This is a genomic window from Mycobacterium sp. NPDC049093, assembly GCF_040704635.1.
Taxonomy (GTDB): domain Bacteria; phylum Actinomycetota; class Actinomycetes; order Mycobacteriales; family Mycobacteriaceae; genus Mycobacterium.
The window spans coordinates 712,994-728,958 of the sequence record NZ_JBEZJS010000004.1 but is presented as its reverse complement, the minus strand read 5'-3'; the positions used below and the strand labels follow the sequence as shown (position 1 = coordinate 728,958).

Sequence of the window (15,965 nt, the reverse complement as noted above, 5' to 3'; positions counted from 1 at the left end):
TCTCCGGTGCCGCCAAGGTCAGGGGAGGCCGGCGCGGTCGAACTCCTGTTGCAGTCTCGGGCGGCGACGGTATCTGTCCCGGAGGTCGGCGATGAACTCGTCGACCCCTGCGGACTCGCTCGATCCCACAGCCAGCTTGCGCATCTTCGATAGCCGCCGCGCGGCACTGCGGTAGTTCTTTGCGTCAGCGGCGGCCAGCTCGCCCTCGACCAGCTCGGTGTAGATGGGCAGCACGGCGAGGGGGTCTCGCTTCTCGTAAACCTTCGCGAGGTCGCTCCAGGTGCGGGCGTCGTCGAGGCCGAGGGTGTGGGCCAGATTCCATGCCAGCGGCACGTCTTTGAGCGAGTTCTGGGCGAATAACACTGCGTCGCGTGGGTGGGATGTGAGGCGCTCCATCACCTCGCCCTCGTAGGCTGACCAGGCGCCGGTTGCGTCCCGATAGAGGGAACCCGCGGTGGAAGACGACGGCCAGCGGCGGAATATTGCGACCCGCGCATCCAGCAGCTCGTCGGGCCGATGTTCGGCCAGGAGCTCGCACCAATAGTCAGCGGCCCGGCGAGACTGATGGCCGTCGTCGAAATCCGTAGCCTGTTTTGCCCAGTCGATGGCGGTATCGATCTCGCCGATCTCCATGAGTGCCACCGCCGTGTCCTGAAACCATGCGGCTACGCGTCGGTCTCGGGCGTGGGTACGGATGATGGCGTCGACGTCCCGGTCGAGCACGGCCAGACGCCGGGCATTCCAGTCGAGGGTGAACCATTCGCCGGAATGCGACGAGGACCATCGTTGATCTTCGGACGGACGCGGGCCCAGAGCTGCCGCGCGTTCGTCGAGCTTGGCCCGGTAGGTGGCCATGCCTTTGGGACCGAGCGCAGGCGCGTAGGCGACCGGGTCGATGGTGAAGAAGTCGCACTCGTTGTCGAACTGGAACTTCACCATCCAATCGACGAGTTTGGTTGCGGCCGGGCGGGCCCGGACCGCCACGGCCGCGTGAAGCTCAAGTAGGTCGCGGCAGGCGTCGCCGATGATTCCGCTGGAGTCGTCGGCTCGCATGATCACCGTCAGTGCAGACGCGATCGCCCGTTGAGTCACCGCGAACACGTCGGCGGGATCGTGGTCGGCCGCTTGCTGCAGGATCGCGACGCCCTGATGCATCTGGGCGCCGTGTGCGTTGGCGACATTCCACCGATGTAGATCGGTCCGGGTTCGGATCAGGGGGAGAACGGAGTCGGCGAGAGCGGTCACAGACCCATCTTGGTGATGGACGATGTCGGGTCGCAAGCGCCACGCGACGGAACCTGTCGGTGGTCTCTGTCATCCTGTCCGGCTCGAGCGAGCGCACTCGGCATCGCCGATTGCAAGCGGAATGACCGATAGGAGGCAAGGCGAATGACTGGTGATTCTGGAGGTCGTCGCAAGAAGGCCGTCGAACTCGACGACGACCTGTTGGAGCGCATCACCGAGGTCCTCAAGGGCAGCGATGTCGTCGAGACGTTGAGTAACAAGCGCACCAATTGGATGACGTCGTTCGACCGTACGGGCGTGTGGGTGGAGACGGAGCGGTCGCGGGCGCGCGCATCAGGACCTCAGTTGGTACCGGCATGGATGATCGTCGTGGCCTGGGAACAGTTGTGTAAGAACGGGACTCTCAGTCATATCGAGCTGCTCAACTACCTGAACGTCAAGCGGTCGGCATTCGTGTGTGCGCTGCTCGCCCAGTTCCCTGATGTCGTGGTGGTGCAAGACCGTCCGACAGTCCTGGAACGGATCACCCACCCAGAACCTCGTGATCGATGAGGTCCGGGAGAGCGCCGGCCCGGCCAGCCGCGGGAGCGTTTTGGCCCAGTCAATTCAATGACAGCAGAGCGTCGCATCGACGAGTATCTGGAGGTACCTCGTGAGCAGCAATAAGAGTTCCTCGGGCGCGGGCGGCGTCATCTTCTTCGTCATCGTGGTCATCGCTCTGGTCCCGAAACCGGTGTGGATCGTCCTCGGGGTCATCACCGCGGTCACCGTCGTGGGCTGGGCTGGCTACAAGATTGTCGTTGCGCTCGAGCAACGCAGCTACGAGGCCCAGGAACGGAAGCGCACCGAGCAGGCGGCGCTGGCTGCCGACGCCAAACGTCAACGCGAGGAACGGGTCCGCAAGGAAAAGCAACGGCGCATCGACACGCTCGGCAAGCAGAATGCCGCGCTCGTGGAGTCCGCGCTCAGCGCGGTGAAGCAGGTGGCCGCGTCCGAAGCCGCCCGCGCCGGCTGGCTGGGCGACGTCGACTTCAGCGCCGACGTCAAGGCGATCACCGACAACTTCGAGAAGGCGCATGCGCTGCGTGGCGTCATCGGAAAGTTGTCGGCATTGGACAAGCCGAGCGCCGAGGATCGCAAGATTCTGGCGGAGGCCAAGACCACCGCCGCGAACCTGGAAGTCGTTGCGATCGAACGGGTAGAGCTCATCGGCAAATGTGCCAAGGAAGCGCAGCTCATCGACAAGTCGCTACGCACCGAACGCGAGGACGCCCGGGTTGCCGAGCAGCGCGCCGAGCTGCACGCGAAACTGAGCGCCATGCTGTACGGCATCGAAGCCACTCCGGAAACCACGCAGCAGGATTCGGCGGTGGATGCGGTGATGGCACGCGTGCAGGCCTACCGGGAGATCAAGAATCAGATTCAGCAGGCCCGTGACGGGGAAGCCGCCACGTAATGATCTAGGGTGGCCCGTTTCGGGACCAGCGGTCGGTCGTCGAGCTCAAAGCTACGGGCCACACAGCACCAACCTATGCCACAACGGCTGCATCAGCGCAGACAAGCGACAGCCTCGTCAGACCAACGAGCCCAGACCGCCCACCGCGTCGATGGCTCTCCGGAATCGCGCCAGCTGGTCAATGAGCCAGTCGATCATCGCCGCCCGCTGCTCGACATTAGTCACGTCATCGAACGGCGAGGACACGTAGATTGCGGCTGACTTCAAGCCCGGTTTCTCGTCCCACTCGGCCGACTCCCCGAGCGCAAGCTCGAACTGTTCCTTCTTGTCCCGCAACGCCAGAAAGCGGGACAGATTGAGCTCAGCAGCACCGTTGAAATACAGCTGCAGGCGGAGACCGTCACTCGCGAAGGTGATCGCGAAGACGACACCCCCAGTGCCGGTTGACAAATCGTAGAAATTGTCCCGGCTAGAGGTCTTACGGTTGGTCCAGGTGGGATGGCGATCAGTGAGAGTGTTGAGGAACGATTCCCAGAAGTTCCAGTAATGCTGAGATTTCTCGCTTGTTCCGGCCGTTGCGGTGGCGGCTTTGACTTGTTTGCCCCAGTCGTTAGGTTGTGCTGCCAGCGCAAAATTGGGTGCCGGGTCGGAATCGCCAATCTTGACGACGACGATCTCGACCCCGAAGAAACGGGTGTCGGGATCGGTGTGCTCGTTGAGCCAATCCAGGGCGGCTCGATGTTCGGAGCGAAAGCGGGTGGTGACCCACACGATGGTCTTGGGATCGGTGCCGGCGGCATAGGTGAGAATCTGGCCGAGGTGGCCGTGGTCGGAGGCCTCCAGCTGGTTCTCGACGATGACTACGCTGTCGTCGGAGAGGTCGCGGCCGATCAGATCCAGCGAGAAATCGCCGACTGGATGCTCGGCGACTTCGAGCTCGAGGTCCATCCCGAGGAGATCACCGAGCACATCGACGTTCTGTAGGAGCCACGGAGTGAAGTTGAGGGCCTCATGCGGCCACACCTGTCTCGGCGGGACGATGGTCAATCGACCAAGCTCAGGAGTCGACATTCTTTACCCACGTTCTGTGCATGTAAATCTGCTTGTCAAGGTTCTCGCGATCGGAAGTGAGAATGCCACGAACCTTGGTGTCCAGGAGGCGAACAGCTGAAGTCTCGCCCTCGCCAGGGTGGTTGACACTGCGCCATGATTGTCGCAGTCGAAGGTCGTGACTTTCATGAGCCGTATAACCTAGCTCCACCTCCGCGGCTGGCGGGGCCGTACGTAGTCGTCGTGCGATTCGAGGACGTAGCCGTCTTCGTCTTCGGCCCACCACCGCTCGAACGTTCCACCCCGCTGCGTGATCACCCGATGCAGCTGCACGAGAACGTATTCCTTGGTGCGGTCAACGGCTTCGTGCGGGGTCGCCCCGATCTCGTACCCGTGCACCGCGAGGTCAACGGTCCCCACGTCGGAGCTCATGTAGAAGGTGACGGTCACACGAACACAATGCGGGTCAGGCATTTTCGAACCGCGGATGAGGCTCAGCGGCCAACGGGTACGCGGCACACACCTCTGATCGCGCATGGTCTCCTTTCCTGGTTGGCGTTCAGTCGAACGACGCGACGAGCGCCGAGTGGTCGGTCTCCCCGGCAAGCCGCGGCGCGTGGTCGAATCGGCACGCCTGGACGCGCTGTGCGAACTCGGGCGCGGCGAAGACGTAGTCGAGCCGGAACCCGTTGTCGCCGGGGCGACTGAACCAGGAGTACTCGCGGGTGGTCGGGTGCAGGGACCGCCACACATCGGTGTACCCGGTGGCAGTCAGACGGCCGGGCATCTCCGGCCCGATGAACTTCGTGCCCCTGGGTTCCTTGTCGAGATCGTTGTTGCCCGTGTTGAAGTCACCGATGAGCAGGTCGATGCCGCTATGGCGGGCACGGTCGATCAGGGCCTCCCAGTAGGGCAGCTTCGCGTGGGCCTGCGGCAGGTAGACCCCGCACACGATCACGCCGTCGAACTCGGCGCACCACAGGTGCCGGGCGGGCAGCTCTCGGGTGAATGGCGCCGCCCGATCGATCGGAGCGCGGGAGGCGATGAGCACACCGTTCTGCTTCGGATCGGCCAAGGGGTGTGACGTCTCATACCCGGCGCGTTCGAGCTGGGCAATCAGTGCCGCACCCGCGTCGTTGGCCCGGAACTCGGTGACCACGAGCAGATCGGCGTCATAGCCCAGAAGTCGTGCGGTGAGCGCGGCACCGAACTTGCTGCCACCGTGGCGGATGTTCAGTGTCGCGATGCGGGTCGTCATGCCGGAGTCCTCTCGCTCGACGTGGAATCTCCAGCGAGCCGCACAGTATGAAGGTAGGCACCGACAACCCGGCCGGATGGTGGTGACGGTTGGCTTCGGCGTCGCCCGTCAGCTGGTCGCGACTGCTACCGGCGTCCAGTGTCCCCAGTGATGGACGAGCAGGAAGGACAAGGTCCGCGACATCGGCGGCGTCCCCGGGCACTGTTGATCCACAATCGCGTTCAGCTGATAAATCGGCATGGGGGCGGACAACCCAGGAACCAGCTTCGTGCCTCGGCCGCCGGCGTCTTCGACATGGTTGAGGTCGTATCGGCAGCCGTCCGGCGGCATCGCCGCTCGGATATTTCTTTCCTGACCGAGGTAGACATCGCTTTGCACGGTGGACCCCGGAACGTATTCCAAACGGGTGAAGCCCCGCTCTATGGAGCCGTCATTGAGCGCATCGATCGCCGCCTGGACCCGGTCATGCTGGAGGGCAGGGGTGAAATTCGCGAGCTCAGGATTGGTGGTATCCGGGTCGCGAACGACGGTGACAAACCCGATGTAGGCCACCACGACAACCGTGATGGCACCGACTAGTGCGAGCAAAATGATCCCGCTGCGGCCCAAGCCTTTCGGTTCATGACCACGCCGAAACCAGGCACGTGGCGATGAGCTTTCGTCGTCCTTGTTCACACCGAACTGCATCGCCGTCCCCCCCGATCGGTCGCAGAGTATCGGCGATTGCTGTGCGGCTGCTGGAAGCGGGGCACGTCGCGCGCCGATCCATTGTCGGTGCCCACCTCTACTGTCTCCCCATCGAAACCCGCGGGAGGTGAGAAATGGTGCAGGTACCACAGGCACGACCCAGGCGCGTCGACCTGGTGTTTGCCCGCCCGCGCCCCGCCGAGTCGGTCGCGATCGCGGTCGCCGAGACGGCCTTTGGTTACCGGTATGCCGCGGTCGGGGAGTCCTGGTCGTGTGCAGGAGCAGTGGCAGCGCCCAACCCCGAGGTGGCCGTGCTGGATGCCATCGACGCGGTCCGCGCCGGACACCCGGAGCCGGAGCGGTTCCGATTCGTCGTCAACCTGTCCTGTGGGAGTCCGCTGTGGCGCTACGCCGCGCAGCTCTCCGAGGCAGCGAGCGACTGGTGGATCGAACGCCCTGATCATGCCGATCGATCATTGCTGGCAGCTGCCGTCGCGCGACTGCAGGACGCCTGCCCGGCGCAGTCGGCGCCGCATCCGTCCCCACGACCCGTGGATGGCGGGCCCGTCACCGTGGCGACCGACGGCTCGGTGCGTCAACGGCACGCCGGGTTCGGTTGGCTCGCCTCGTCCGGTGACTACGGACTGGCCGGGTACCGCTCGTCGCCGCGACGAGTCGGTACCGCACCGGTGCTCGTCGCCGAGCTGCGCGCGATCGGCGCCGCGGTGTCCGCGTTGCCTCGCCACCACCTCACGGTGTTGTCGGACAGCCAGCTCGCCATCGCCGTGGGGAACCGCTGGAAGCGCGGCGAGCCGGCCATGCCCGCCGACTACCCGGCGGAGCTGCCTGACCGTGACCACTGTCTGCACGTCGCCCGGCGCCGCATCTATGTCGAGCGCGACCGGATCGAATTACGTTGGGTGCATGGTCATTCAGGTGACCCACTGAACGAGGGTGCCGACGCGTTGGCGCGGCTGGGCTCACGGTACCGACGCGGGGACGCCGATCTCGATGACGACGAGTACCACCGCCGTGCCACGGGCATCGCGCAGGCATTCGCCGCGGAGTTCCGCCGGGTCGCCAGCGTGCCGGCGTAGTCCGGTGGAGATGTCAGTAACCCTGAGTAGCCTCCGCGTATGGGAGACAAACGACGTGAGCGCAAGGCCAAACAGGCTCGTCGTGATGTGCGGCGAGCGAAGAAACGCGACCGGGAATCTCGTCCCGATACGACCTTCAGAGATGCGATCCGCAAGGCCGTTTCGAGCAAGCACCCCCTCAGCCTGCTCGGCGTGGCCAGCTATCTGATCCATATGATGAAGCCCGACCCGATGGCCTGGCCGAAAGTGGAGCGCGACACCGGCATTCTGGATCGGTTCGTGTCCGGCATTATCGGTGCGCGGACTCGTGAGACGACGGCGCTGCTGGCCGTGTTCGCCGAGCTTCTCGTGGACGACCCAGCGCTGCAGTTGCGATGTCGAGACGCGGTGGTTGAGCGTAATGATCCTCTGCCGCAATGGATCGCGGCACTTCCGCGGATCGAGGTGTACCGCGCGGTGCGCCGAGCTGACGTACTCGGCGACGCCGACGAACTCGTGATCGGTGCGCGACTCAATGGCACACACGAGCTGACTGCGGCAGTTCTGATCGACCACAACGCGCTGTCCGACGTCATCGATGCCGTCGTTGCATCGGACTCGATCGACGAGGGTCTGGCACGGGCGGACGAATCCAGCAGGGACACCTATGTCGTCGAGATGACGCTGGCCGATGCCCGGACGTGGATCGAAGACTCACTCTCCGAGTCGACTTTCACGCGCGCAACCGATACCTGGCCCCAGTCCCTGCCCCTGATTCACTGGTTGGTCCGGCAGCTGCCTGAAGGTGGTGCTCACCGGGCACCCACGGACTGGGTAGCGGCTGCGGAGCTGTGTGACAGTTTCTTCACCGCCGACCCTGCAGCGCCCTTCGCCGACCGTGGCCACCGGGACCTGCTGCTCGAGCTCTTCGAAACGGGTTGTGGTGATCCGCTGCGGTGGAGCGTCATCCGCGTCGAACAAGCGATCGGCTGTCCGGCCTATGACGACAGCTACATTCCGTTGGAGATTCTGTTGGACGCGCCCGATCTGTTACGTGCCTTCATCCCATACGCCCACGCGCAGAGCGGGATTCGCGACGAGCTGACCGCGCGAACGATCGCGACGATCGACCAACTGAGGTCGCGCTACAAACGGGAGATTCTGAGGCAAGCGGAGCGCTGGGATCTCGACGATGCGGGCTAGGAGGGATAGCATCCGCCCTGCTGGCAATGTGCTAGCAGAAAGCAAGCGACCCGCGTACGCTGAGACGGTGCGAACCCTGCATCTGCGCAATGTTCCCGACGAGGTCATGGATCGACTCGAACGGATGGCGCGTGCTGCGAGCACGTCGGTGACTGCCGTCGCGATCCGGGAACTCGATGCGGCGACTCGCCGAGTCGACAACGCGGCCCTGGTCGCCACGCTGCCCGATCTCGACATTCCCGCAGGAACGATCGTCGAGCAGTTGGAATCCGAACGTAGGTGATCGTCCTCGACGCATCGGCGGCAGTCTCCGGATTGCTGAATGACGGGCCGGCCCGGAGACTCCTTGCCGCCGAAGCGATTCACGCACCACACCTGGTCGATGTGGAAGTCGTCAGCGTGCTGCGTCGGCAAGCCGCGGCCGGCCTGCTTGGGACAGCGGATGCGCGTCAGGCTCTGGATGTCTGGCGGAGGCTCGGGCTGATTCGCTACGCCGCTTCGCCTCTCCTGGAACGTGTCTGGGAACTTCGGGCGACGGTGACGGCGTATGACGCGATGTATGTCGCGCTTGCTGAGAACCTGGACTGCGTCCTGGTCACAGCGGATGCGCGGTTGCCGGGGGCGAACGGACCTCGATGCACCGTCACGGTCGTGCCTCGGTGAGCGGCGCAGTCGCACAAGGCGTCGGGTTACTGCTCAATACTGACCGAAACCCGAGGTGTAGAGCGCCTGATGGGCGACCGGCTACACCTTCGAGGCAGGCAGCTCACGCCCCGAAATCTTCTGCGTCCGCTTGTACATCCACAGGAGAACCGCTGCGAACCCCACGATCCCGATGATCTCGGCCGGGGTGCCGTCATTGCCGGGGAAGATGGCGAACGGATCATCGCTTCCGGTACCGGCGACAAACCCCGCGAACACGACCCCGTAGAGGCTCTCGCCGACGATCATGCCGGTGGCCAACAGCACGCCGAGGCGCTTCTTGCGTTCGGCGCCGGCCGTGGAGTCGCTCCGGTCGGCCCACCGGTTGTAGAACCAGCCCAGCAGGGACCCCAGCGGGATGATCAGCGTCAGGCTCATCGGCAGGTACATGCCCATCCCGACGGCCAGCGGCGGCAGACTGAACCGTGATGTGCGGGTGAGGATTTCGTCGACGATCACCATCACCAACCCGATCGCCGCGCCCAGTCCGATCAGCGACCAGTCCAGCGACCCGCCGAACACGCCTTTGGCGAGCGAGGAGATCAGCGCGGCCTGCGGGGCAGCCAGTGCGTGGTCGGTGGCCCCGGGCGCCCCGAGGAAGCCGAAGGCCTGCTGCATCAGGTCGAGCACCGGCGGGATAATCGCCGACCCGAACAGCACTCCAATCACCAAGGCCACCTGCTGTTTCCACGGTGTGGCGCCGACGAGTTGGCCGGTCTTGAGGTCCTGCAGGTTGTCGTTGGAGATGGTGGCGACGCCGAAGGTGACGGCGGCGACGAACAGCGTGAAGGCCACCAGCGCGGTGGACTGGTCGCTGCCGGCGCGACCGAAGGCCACCTTGATCACCAGCGCGGCGATCAGCACGGTCAGGATCCCAACCCCGGAGATGGGGCTGTTCGAGGAGCCGATCAGGCCGGCCATGTACCCGCACACCGCGGCGATGATCAGACCGATGACGAAGATGAACACCAGGCTCGCCACGATGATCCCGGCCGAACTACCCTGCAGTGCGGTGCCACGGCTGAAGTCCCACAGCAGCGCCGCGATCGGGATCAGCATCGCCACGATCACCCCCACGACGAGAGGGAACGGAATGTCGCGTTGGGTGATGTCGACGAGCTGGCCGCCCCGTCGCTCCCGTGCCGAGACCATCGCCTCGGTGATGCCCTTGATGATCGGGCGCAGGATCTTCAGCAACGTCCACACCGCGGCCACCGCGATCGCCCCGGCACCGATGAACCGCACCTCATGCACGAACACGCCATCGATCACGTCGGCCACCGACTCGCCGGTGCCGAACGTGCCGATGGTGCGGATCGGCAGCAGCACCCCGAACGAGATGATCAGCCCGACCAACATCGCGATGCCGACGGTCATCCCGATCAGATGCCCCACCCCGATCAGCGCCAACGACAGGCTGGCGCCGAACATCGAACCGCCTGCCCCGACGCGGAAGAACGCCGCGACATAGTTGGCCAGCACCTTCAGGTTGGCCAGCAGTCCGAAGCCAGCCGAGACCAGAGCGCCGAACGCAATGACCCGGATGCCGACGCGGTTCTCCTCGACGCCCCGCGTGCTGTCGCCGACCTTGAGGACCTCGGCGGCGGCCACCCCTTCCGGATAGGGCAGATCTGAGCCGGTCACCAGGGCCCTACGCAGCGGGATGGAGTACATCACGCCGAGGATGCCGCCGACCGCGCACACGGCCACTGTCATCCAGTACGGGAACCCGGTCCACCAGCCGATCATGATCAGCCCGGGGAGCACGAAGATGATCGCCGACAGCGTGCCGGCCGCCGAGGCGACGGTCTGCACGATGTTGTTCTCGACGATGGAGTGGTTGGCGAAGTTACGCAGGATGGCCATCGAGATCACCGCGGCCGGGATGGCGGTGGCGAACGTCAGGCCGACCTTGAGGCCGAGGTAGACGTTGGCGGCGGTGAACACCAGCGTGATCGCGCCGCCGAGCAGGATGCCGCGGACGGTGAGCTCGCGCAGCGTCGGTGTGGTGGGGTGTGCGGAGCTTTCGACGGCCAACTCGGCTCCCTCTCGGTTGCTGGTGCATACACGGTAGGCACTCGGCCGCCGTGCCGCGACGGGATCGGCTGAGTTGGTGTCATCGTGTGCTCGTCAGCTAACTTTCGGAACCTCGAATTGTCGTACCCCAATGGGATAATTGACGCATGTCGCAAACGGTCCACCACCGCCTCCACATCCTCGAAGCCGCAGATTGGAAGGACGGCATCATCACGCTGTTGGAGCCGCGATCGCCGTACCGCCCGTGGCGCTACGCGTTCGGGGAGTCACGTCCTGGCGACTACGCGGTCGTCGTGCTGGGCACCGATCCGGTTTCGGTGGTGACGCGGCTGGCCCGCATCGACCACGAGGGTGGCTTCGGCGGCGCGCTGCTGAATCCGTACAGCCTCGATCTGGTGGACCTGGCGACGCTGGCGATGGTGCTCGACCTCAGCGATGCATTCGTCAGCTGGCGCCTCGATGACGACGACGCCGAGCGGGTGATCCTGGCCATCCACGAGAGCCCGGTGTACGGGGGACCGGAGAACCGCTGGGGGCATTCCTCGGTGGCGGCCGCACGCAATCTGCTGAAGTTCGACGGGGACTGTCACGGCTGTGGCGCGCCGATCGACCTGACCGAAGCCGACGCCCGCGACCTGGTGCACATCCACACCGTCGACCCGCTGCCGCGGTGGCACCCGGATTCACCGCTTCGAACCGCGGACAGTCCACGCGTACGGGGACCGCTCCGCGCGGCGGTGCGGGCAGTGGCCACGGACTGGCCGGCCGTCATCTGTCGACGCTGCCGCGACCGCATGCGCGACGGAAGCTTCCGGTCGTTCATCGACTTCAAGTTCGCCCAGAACCCCGAATGTCCGCAGTGTGGAGGGCTACGGACCCAGACGATCCAGTACGGCGATCCGGCCGACCCCCAGTCGTGGGGACCGTGGCTGCACATCGGCGGTTGCTGCCCCAGGGACGAGAAGTGGTGGTGCACCGTATGCGACCACGCGTGGTGGTGAGGCCGGCAAACTTAACGATTACCCAAGCGACGCAACGCCTCCCGGAAGACCAGGTTCGGGTTGGCGTCGGGCAATGCCTCGAGTACGTCGGCCAGTGCCTGCTTAGTTCCGACCCCCGAGCGCTGCGCACCGTAGAGTGCCGCCACCGTGGGTGTGCGACTGTAGGACTCGACGCAGTGCACCAGCACCGTGTGTCCCTGCGCGCGCAGCTCGTCGATGGCACCCACCGTGTCGAGCAGAACGAAATCCAGATGGGGATTCTCGTCGAAGTCGGTCTTGTCGATGAGTCGCGCCTCGACATGTGGCATACCCTCGGGCACATCGCTTTCCGGGATGCGGCACAGCGACACGACCGCGCTTACCTCGGCCGGAAGTTTCCGCAACGCGCCCACGCTGCCCAGCAGAACCCCCGGGTCATGCGGGTGAGCGACGAGGATGTCGGCGCGCGACCACGAGTAATCCGGGTCGGTGCTCGGCTTCTTCTGTTCGATCGCCGTCGCCAACCTCACCAGTCCACGTGCCCGCATCCCGGGCCAACCGTGCAGCAGGGTTCGCCACTGCAACGGGACCGCGGACGCTCCGTACGCGGCGCCGAGCAGTCCGCCGGCAATTGCCGCCACGGTGTCGGTGTCATTCCCGGAGCGGACGGCCGCATCGATCCCGCGACGCAGGTGCTCGGGACCGCGACCGTCGGCGGCGGTCGTGGCGATCGCCGACCACGCTGCCTGCAGCGCCCCGACCACCCACCCGTTCTTCGGGAAGTCCGCGGGACGGGAAGCCTCGGCCTCGTCGAGTCGCTTGGTCCACAGGGCACGACGATCGGGGTCGAGGTGGTGCAGGCCGATTCGGACATCGAGCTCGGTGGTCAGCACGGCATGACGAATTGCGCTGCACCACAACACCGTGGCGTCGGCGGCATCGGCCTCGAAATGAGTGAGTCTGCTGATCGCACGAGCGGCCTCGACCATGGCGTCCTCGTCATCGAGGTAGGCGATGGCCACCGGCGCGGTCCGCATCAGTGATCCGTTGCCGCCGCTGCGACCCTCACGTGCGTGAACGTCGGCCGCTGCGGCCCGCGCGGCGGCGGCGGTGATGGTGCCGTCACGGCCCGCGGCGCGGAGCACCGACCGGGTCTGGATCCCGACATCCTTTGCGACCAGCGACCATTCGTACCAGCGGCGCGCGATCGCGTCCTGCGCCTCGGAATCCCGCAAATCGGCACCGGTGGCGGCGACTTCCGCGATCGCGATCGCCATCGAGGTGTCGTCGGTCCATTCCCCGGGCTCCCAGGGGTCGCCGCCTACCATCTCGACCGGCAGTTCCGGTCCGCGCGCCGGCTGGAACTCGTACGGCGCTCCCAGTGCGTCGCCCGCTGCGGTGCCCAGCAGTACGCCTTCAACGCGGTCGTTCAGTGATGCCATGATGGCCCCTCCTCGATATTGCGCAAATACGCGCTAATTAGTGAAGAACTGTACGCTGAGGTACTGACATGGACAAGCACGAGTACCGGGACACCAGCGGCAAGGGGCTGGAGGACTACCCGCGGCCCTCGGTCGCGGTCGATACCGCCGTGCTGACCGTCGACCCCGCCGCCGGCCTGGTGGTGCTGCAGGTCCGTCGCACACGGGGGCGTGGCTGGGCTTTGCCGGGCACATTCCTGCACGAGGGGGAGCTCCTCGCCGATGCGGTCCGGCGGTCGCTGGCGGACAAGGCCGACGTCCACGGGCTTAACCCGCGGCAACTCCACGTGTTCGACGCGCTGAAGCGCGACGACCGGGGTCGGGTGTTGTCCGTCGCGCACCTCGCCGTTGTCCCGGCAGAACGCCTGGCGACGCGCGCTGCCGAGACGACCCGCCTGGTGACGACCGATATCCGCGGTGGGCTGGTCTTCGACCACGACGACATCATCGAGTTGGCCGTCGCGGACGTACGGGCCCGCTACGAAAAGTCTCCGGACCCCGACCACCTGCTGGGGGACACGTTCAGCCTGCGTGACCTGCGGCTGACCCACGAAGCGGTTGCGGGACATCCGCTGCAGCGCGACAACTTCCGGCGCGCGATGGTCGATCAACTCGAAGCGACCGGCGACTTCACCGCCGGCGGCCGCGGGCGCCCCGCCGAGCTGTTCCGGCGCGCTGCGTCGACGTGAGGTCGAATCCGACTGGTGTATAAGCGGTTTGCTGTGTTGCCGACGTAAGCTGCTGTCCTCGTTCGACGTGGGCGTCAGTTCTGCCGTACGGTCGAAAATATGGCTGTGTACAACCAGGCTTTCGAATGGACAGAGACCAATCGACATTGGCTGATCGAGGTTCCGGTTCGAGTCGCGGCGTACATCGTCGTTGCGTTAATCATTCGGTATTTGCTGCATCGCATGATCGACCGCGCGACCACCGGCAGGACCAAGAAATCCAGTAGCACGGAACTGGAAGGGCAAGCGAAAAAACCTCCACTGCTGCGCTACTTGCGTGATCGAGCCTCAGCGACGACCAACGGTATACGGGCGGCCGAGCGCCGTCAGCAGCGCGCGCAGACCATCGGCTCGGTGCTCAAATCGACGGTGTCGATTGTGCTGCTGGTCTGGGTCGTGCTGGCGCTCCTCAGCGTGCTCGGGGTGAACATCGCACCGTTCATCGCCTCGGCCGGCGTGGTCGGGCTCGCCATCGGCTTCGGCGCCCAGAACCTGGTCCGCGATTTCGTCAGCGGCGTGTTCATGCTGCTGGAGGACCAGTACGGCGTCGGCGACAACGTCGACCTCGGCGAGGTGTCCGGGGAGGTGCAGTCTGTCGGGCTGCGGATCACGACCGTCCGCGACATCGACGGCACGCTCTGGTACGTCCGCAACGGCGAGATCGCCCGCGTCGGGAACATGAGCCAGGACTACGCAGTGGCCCGCCTCGAGGTACCGGTCGCGCTGACCGCGGATGTGGATCGCGCCGAACAGCTCGCCGTCGAAGCCGCCCACGAGGTCATCTCCGATCCGTCGATGGCCGGCAAGGTCATCGGCGAACCGGAGATGCTCGGTGTGCAGTCGCTGGCGGCAGACCAGCTCACATTGCGGATGACGCTGAAGACCCGACCGAACGCGCAATGGTCGGTGCAGCGCAAGCTCCGTCGCGAAATCCTGCGCGCCTATGACGAGAACGGCATCAACCTGCCCTACCCGCAGGGCCGTATTCACGCGGTCGTCGGCGGTCAGGAGACCAACGGCACGTAATTGGCTGGGTTGATCCGCGTCTCGCCCGATGACCATCGATACGCGGTCAGCGCCCCGCCTCTCACCGCGCTGAAGTCCACACACGCGGTGTACTCCGTCCAGTCGTGCAGATGCTCCGGGGAGCCCTGCCGCCAGTAATGCCCGTAGAACACCGGGACCCCCGGCGGGTAGACGTAGGACAGATCGTTTCCTGACAGGTCCAGTTCAGGCAGCGGCGGGTACGGTTCGCCTGCCTCGGTGGTGAAATTTCCGCCCATCTCGGCAAAGTCACGCAGAGTGACGGCATCGCTGTTCCACCACCGCATGCGCGCATTGCCGCGCGGGATCCCGTCCTTGTCGAGGTACTTGCGCTGACCGTGGTCGAGCAGACTGATCTCGGGCCCCTTCAGCAGCGTCTCGACCGCCTGATACAGCGGATCGCCTTCGGCGGTGGCCGCCACCAGATGGTCCCGTTCGGTGAACGGCGCGGTCGAACCGCATTGCCGGGCCACCACCGCCATCGAGTCCGGGTGCCAGCACGCATGCACGACGCGCAGGTCACCCAAGTCCAGCCACAGCGGAATCGTGGCGAACCAGTCCAGATACCGACGCCGGTCGGCACCTGTGACCTGGGCCAGAAACGCCGCATGCTGCTTGGTGTTCTTCGCCGACCACGGGCTGTCCGGGTCATCGTGGGCCCGCAGAAACCTCCCGCTCCCGAGCGGCCACTCGGTGTCATAGGCGAGCGCGTTGAACTCGTGATTGCCCATCACGATCCGTGCGCTTCCGGCATCGACCATGTCCTTGGCGGTCTGCAGCACCTGCAGCTGTTCGTCGCCGCGGTCGATCAGATCACCGACGAAGATCGCCTGACGCTCGGGATGCCGGTATTCGCTTGTGCTGCTGCGCTTCCGGTAGCCGAGCTCGGTCAGCAGCGCCTCCAGCTGGGTGGCGCATCCGTGGACGTCGCCGATGATGTCGTAGCCCTCGTTCATCCGGCCCCCTATCTGTCTTCGCGATAGCCGTTCATCATCGCACCGAGGTATGACACCTAGTC

17 protein-coding genes are annotated in these 15,965 nt (G+C 65.3%); 9 read left to right on the top strand and 8 right to left on the bottom strand.

Annotation, left to right across the window (positions count from 1 at the left end; genetic code table 11):
- Positions 1-18: 18 nt before the first annotated feature.
- A complete protein-coding gene (locus AB0876_RS19200) occupies positions 19-1,245 on the bottom strand; it encodes a DUF6880 family protein (RefSeq protein ID WP_526042638.1) in 1,227 nt (408 codons plus the stop codon).
- Between the two features lie 144 nt (positions 1,246-1,389).
- Here AB0876_RS19200 and AB0876_RS19195 point away from each other — a divergent pair, with 144 nt between their 5' ends.
- Positions 1,390-1,797 (top strand): hypothetical protein, encoded by a 408-nt coding sequence (locus AB0876_RS19195; protein WP_526042637.1) that lies wholly within the window; start codon positions 1,390-1,392, stop codon positions 1,795-1,797.
- A gap of 100 nt (positions 1,798-1,897) precedes the next feature.
- A complete protein-coding gene (locus AB0876_RS19190) occupies positions 1,898-2,701 on the top strand; it encodes a hypothetical protein (RefSeq protein ID WP_526042636.1) in 804 nt (267 codons plus the stop codon).
- A gap of 117 nt (positions 2,702-2,818) precedes the next feature.
- Here AB0876_RS19190 and AB0876_RS19185 read toward each other — a convergent pair whose 3' ends face one another.
- From AB0876_RS19185 to AB0876_RS19170, 4 genes are all read right to left on the bottom strand, one after another.
- The gene (locus tag AB0876_RS19185) at positions 2,819-3,649 is read right to left on the bottom strand and encodes a DUF4268 domain-containing protein (RefSeq protein WP_526042635.1); all 831 of its coding nucleotides are present in this window, start codon (positions 3,647-3,649) and stop codon (positions 2,819-2,821) included.
- 303 nt (positions 3,650-3,952) lie between these two features.
- A complete protein-coding gene (locus tag AB0876_RS19180) occupies positions 3,953-4,201 on the bottom strand; it encodes a hypothetical protein (protein WP_526042634.1) in 249 nt (82 codons plus the stop codon).
- Between the two features lie 109 nt (positions 4,202-4,310).
- Positions 4,311-5,009: an endonuclease/exonuclease/phosphatase family protein gene (locus AB0876_RS19175; protein ID WP_526042633.1), complete on the bottom strand. Its 699-nt coding sequence runs from the start codon at positions 5,007-5,009 to the stop codon at positions 4,311-4,313.
- A 108-nt stretch (positions 5,010-5,117) separates the two neighbouring features.
- A complete protein-coding gene (locus AB0876_RS19170; protein WP_526042632.1) occupies positions 5,118-5,696 on the bottom strand; it encodes a hypothetical protein in 579 nt (192 codons plus the stop codon).
- 134 nt (positions 5,697-5,830) lie between these two features.
- On the opposite strand from AB0876_RS19170, the gene AB0876_RS19165 reads away from it, so the two are divergent.
- The 4 genes from AB0876_RS19165 (at position 5,831) to AB0876_RS19150 (ending at position 8,638) form a co-directional block, all read left to right on the top strand.
- On the top strand, positions 5,831-6,793 hold the full coding sequence (locus AB0876_RS19165; protein WP_526042631.1) for a ribonuclease HI: 963 nt from the start codon (positions 5,831-5,833) through the stop codon (positions 6,791-6,793).
- A 39-nt stretch (positions 6,794-6,832) separates the two neighbouring features.
- Positions 6,833-7,975: a hypothetical protein gene (locus tag AB0876_RS19160; RefSeq protein WP_526042630.1), complete on the top strand. Its 1,143-nt coding sequence runs from the start codon at positions 6,833-6,835 to the stop codon at positions 7,973-7,975.
- Positions 7,976-8,042: 67 nt separating this feature from the next.
- On the top strand, positions 8,043-8,258 hold the full coding sequence (locus tag AB0876_RS19155) for an antitoxin (RefSeq protein ID WP_526042629.1): 216 nt from the start codon (positions 8,043-8,045) through the stop codon (positions 8,256-8,258).
- A complete protein-coding gene (locus tag AB0876_RS19150; protein WP_526042628.1) occupies positions 8,255-8,638 on the top strand; it encodes a type II toxin-antitoxin system VapC family toxin in 384 nt (127 codons plus the stop codon). Before AB0876_RS19155 ends, AB0876_RS19150 begins: the two co-directional genes overlap by 4 nt.
- A gap of 81 nt (positions 8,639-8,719) precedes the next feature.
- Here AB0876_RS19150 and AB0876_RS19145 read toward each other — a convergent pair whose 3' ends face one another.
- Positions 8,720-10,714 carry an OPT family oligopeptide transporter gene (locus tag AB0876_RS19145; RefSeq protein ID WP_526042627.1) on the bottom strand — a complete coding sequence of 665 codons (1,995 nt, stop codon included), beginning with the start codon at positions 10,712-10,714 and terminating at the stop codon, positions 8,720-8,722.
- Positions 10,715-10,860: 146 nt separating this feature from the next.
- On the opposite strand from AB0876_RS19145, the gene AB0876_RS19140 reads away from it, so the two are divergent.
- Positions 10,861-11,715 (top strand): hypothetical protein, encoded by an 855-nt coding sequence (locus AB0876_RS19140; protein WP_526042626.1) that lies wholly within the window; start codon positions 10,861-10,863, stop codon positions 11,713-11,715.
- Positions 11,716-11,726: 11 nt separating this feature from the next.
- Here AB0876_RS19140 and AB0876_RS19135 read toward each other — a convergent pair whose 3' ends face one another.
- A complete protein-coding gene (locus AB0876_RS19135; protein WP_526042625.1) occupies positions 11,727-13,136 on the bottom strand; it encodes an ADP-ribosylglycohydrolase family protein in 1,410 nt (469 codons plus the stop codon).
- A gap of 68 nt (positions 13,137-13,204) precedes the next feature.
- Here AB0876_RS19135 and AB0876_RS19130 point away from each other — a divergent pair, with 68 nt between their 5' ends.
- On the top strand, positions 13,205-13,864 hold the full coding sequence (locus tag AB0876_RS19130) for an NrtR DNA-binding winged helix domain-containing protein (protein ID WP_526042624.1): 660 nt from the start codon (positions 13,205-13,207) through the stop codon (positions 13,862-13,864).
- 99 nt (positions 13,865-13,963) lie between these two features.
- On the top strand, positions 13,964-14,929 hold the full coding sequence (locus AB0876_RS19125) for a mechanosensitive ion channel family protein (protein ID WP_491837762.1): 966 nt from the start codon (positions 13,964-13,966) through the stop codon (positions 14,927-14,929).
- Here the strand turns inward: AB0876_RS19125 and AB0876_RS19120 are convergent.
- Positions 14,908-15,903, bottom strand: coding sequence for a metallophosphoesterase (locus AB0876_RS19120; RefSeq protein WP_526042623.1), 996 nt, complete (start codon positions 15,901-15,903; stop codon positions 14,908-14,910). The two genes, AB0876_RS19125 and AB0876_RS19120, sit on opposite strands and share 22 nt — an antisense overlap.
- Between the last annotated feature and the right edge of the window lie 62 nt (positions 15,904-15,965).

Excerpts from the sequence above, each read along its gene's own strand:
- AB0876_RS19195 (WP_526042637.1), top strand. The coding sequence starts at position 1,390 with ATGACTGGTGATTCTGGAGGTCGTCGCAAGAAGGCCGTCGAACTCGAC.
- AB0876_RS19185 (WP_526042635.1), bottom strand. The coding sequence starts at position 3,649 with ATGGACCTCGAGCTCGAAGTCGCCGAGCATCCAGTCGGCGATTTCTCG.
- AB0876_RS19175 (WP_526042633.1), bottom strand. The coding sequence starts at position 5,009 with ATGACGACCCGCATCGCGACACTGAACATCCGCCACGGTGGCAGCAAG.
- AB0876_RS19170 (WP_526042632.1), bottom strand. The coding sequence starts at position 5,696 with ATGCAGTTCGGTGTGAACAAGGACGACGAAAGCTCATCGCCACGTGCC.
- AB0876_RS19165 (WP_526042631.1), top strand. The coding sequence starts at position 5,831 with ATGGTGCAGGTACCACAGGCACGACCCAGGCGCGTCGACCTGGTGTTT.
- AB0876_RS19160 (WP_526042630.1), top strand. The coding sequence starts at position 6,833 with ATGGGAGACAAACGACGTGAGCGCAAGGCCAAACAGGCTCGTCGTGAT.
- AB0876_RS19140 (WP_526042626.1), top strand. The coding sequence starts at position 10,861 with ATGTCGCAAACGGTCCACCACCGCCTCCACATCCTCGAAGCCGCAGAT.
- AB0876_RS19135 (WP_526042625.1), bottom strand. The coding sequence starts at position 13,136 with ATGGCATCACTGAACGACCGCGTTGAAGGCGTACTGCTGGGCACCGCA.
- AB0876_RS19130 (WP_526042624.1), top strand. The coding sequence starts at position 13,205 with ATGGACAAGCACGAGTACCGGGACACCAGCGGCAAGGGGCTGGAGGAC.
- AB0876_RS19125 (WP_491837762.1), top strand. The coding sequence starts at position 13,964 with ATGGCTGTGTACAACCAGGCTTTCGAATGGACAGAGACCAATCGACAT.
- AB0876_RS19120 (WP_526042623.1), bottom strand. The coding sequence starts at position 15,903 with ATGAACGAGGGCTACGACATCATCGGCGACGTCCACGGATGCGCCACC.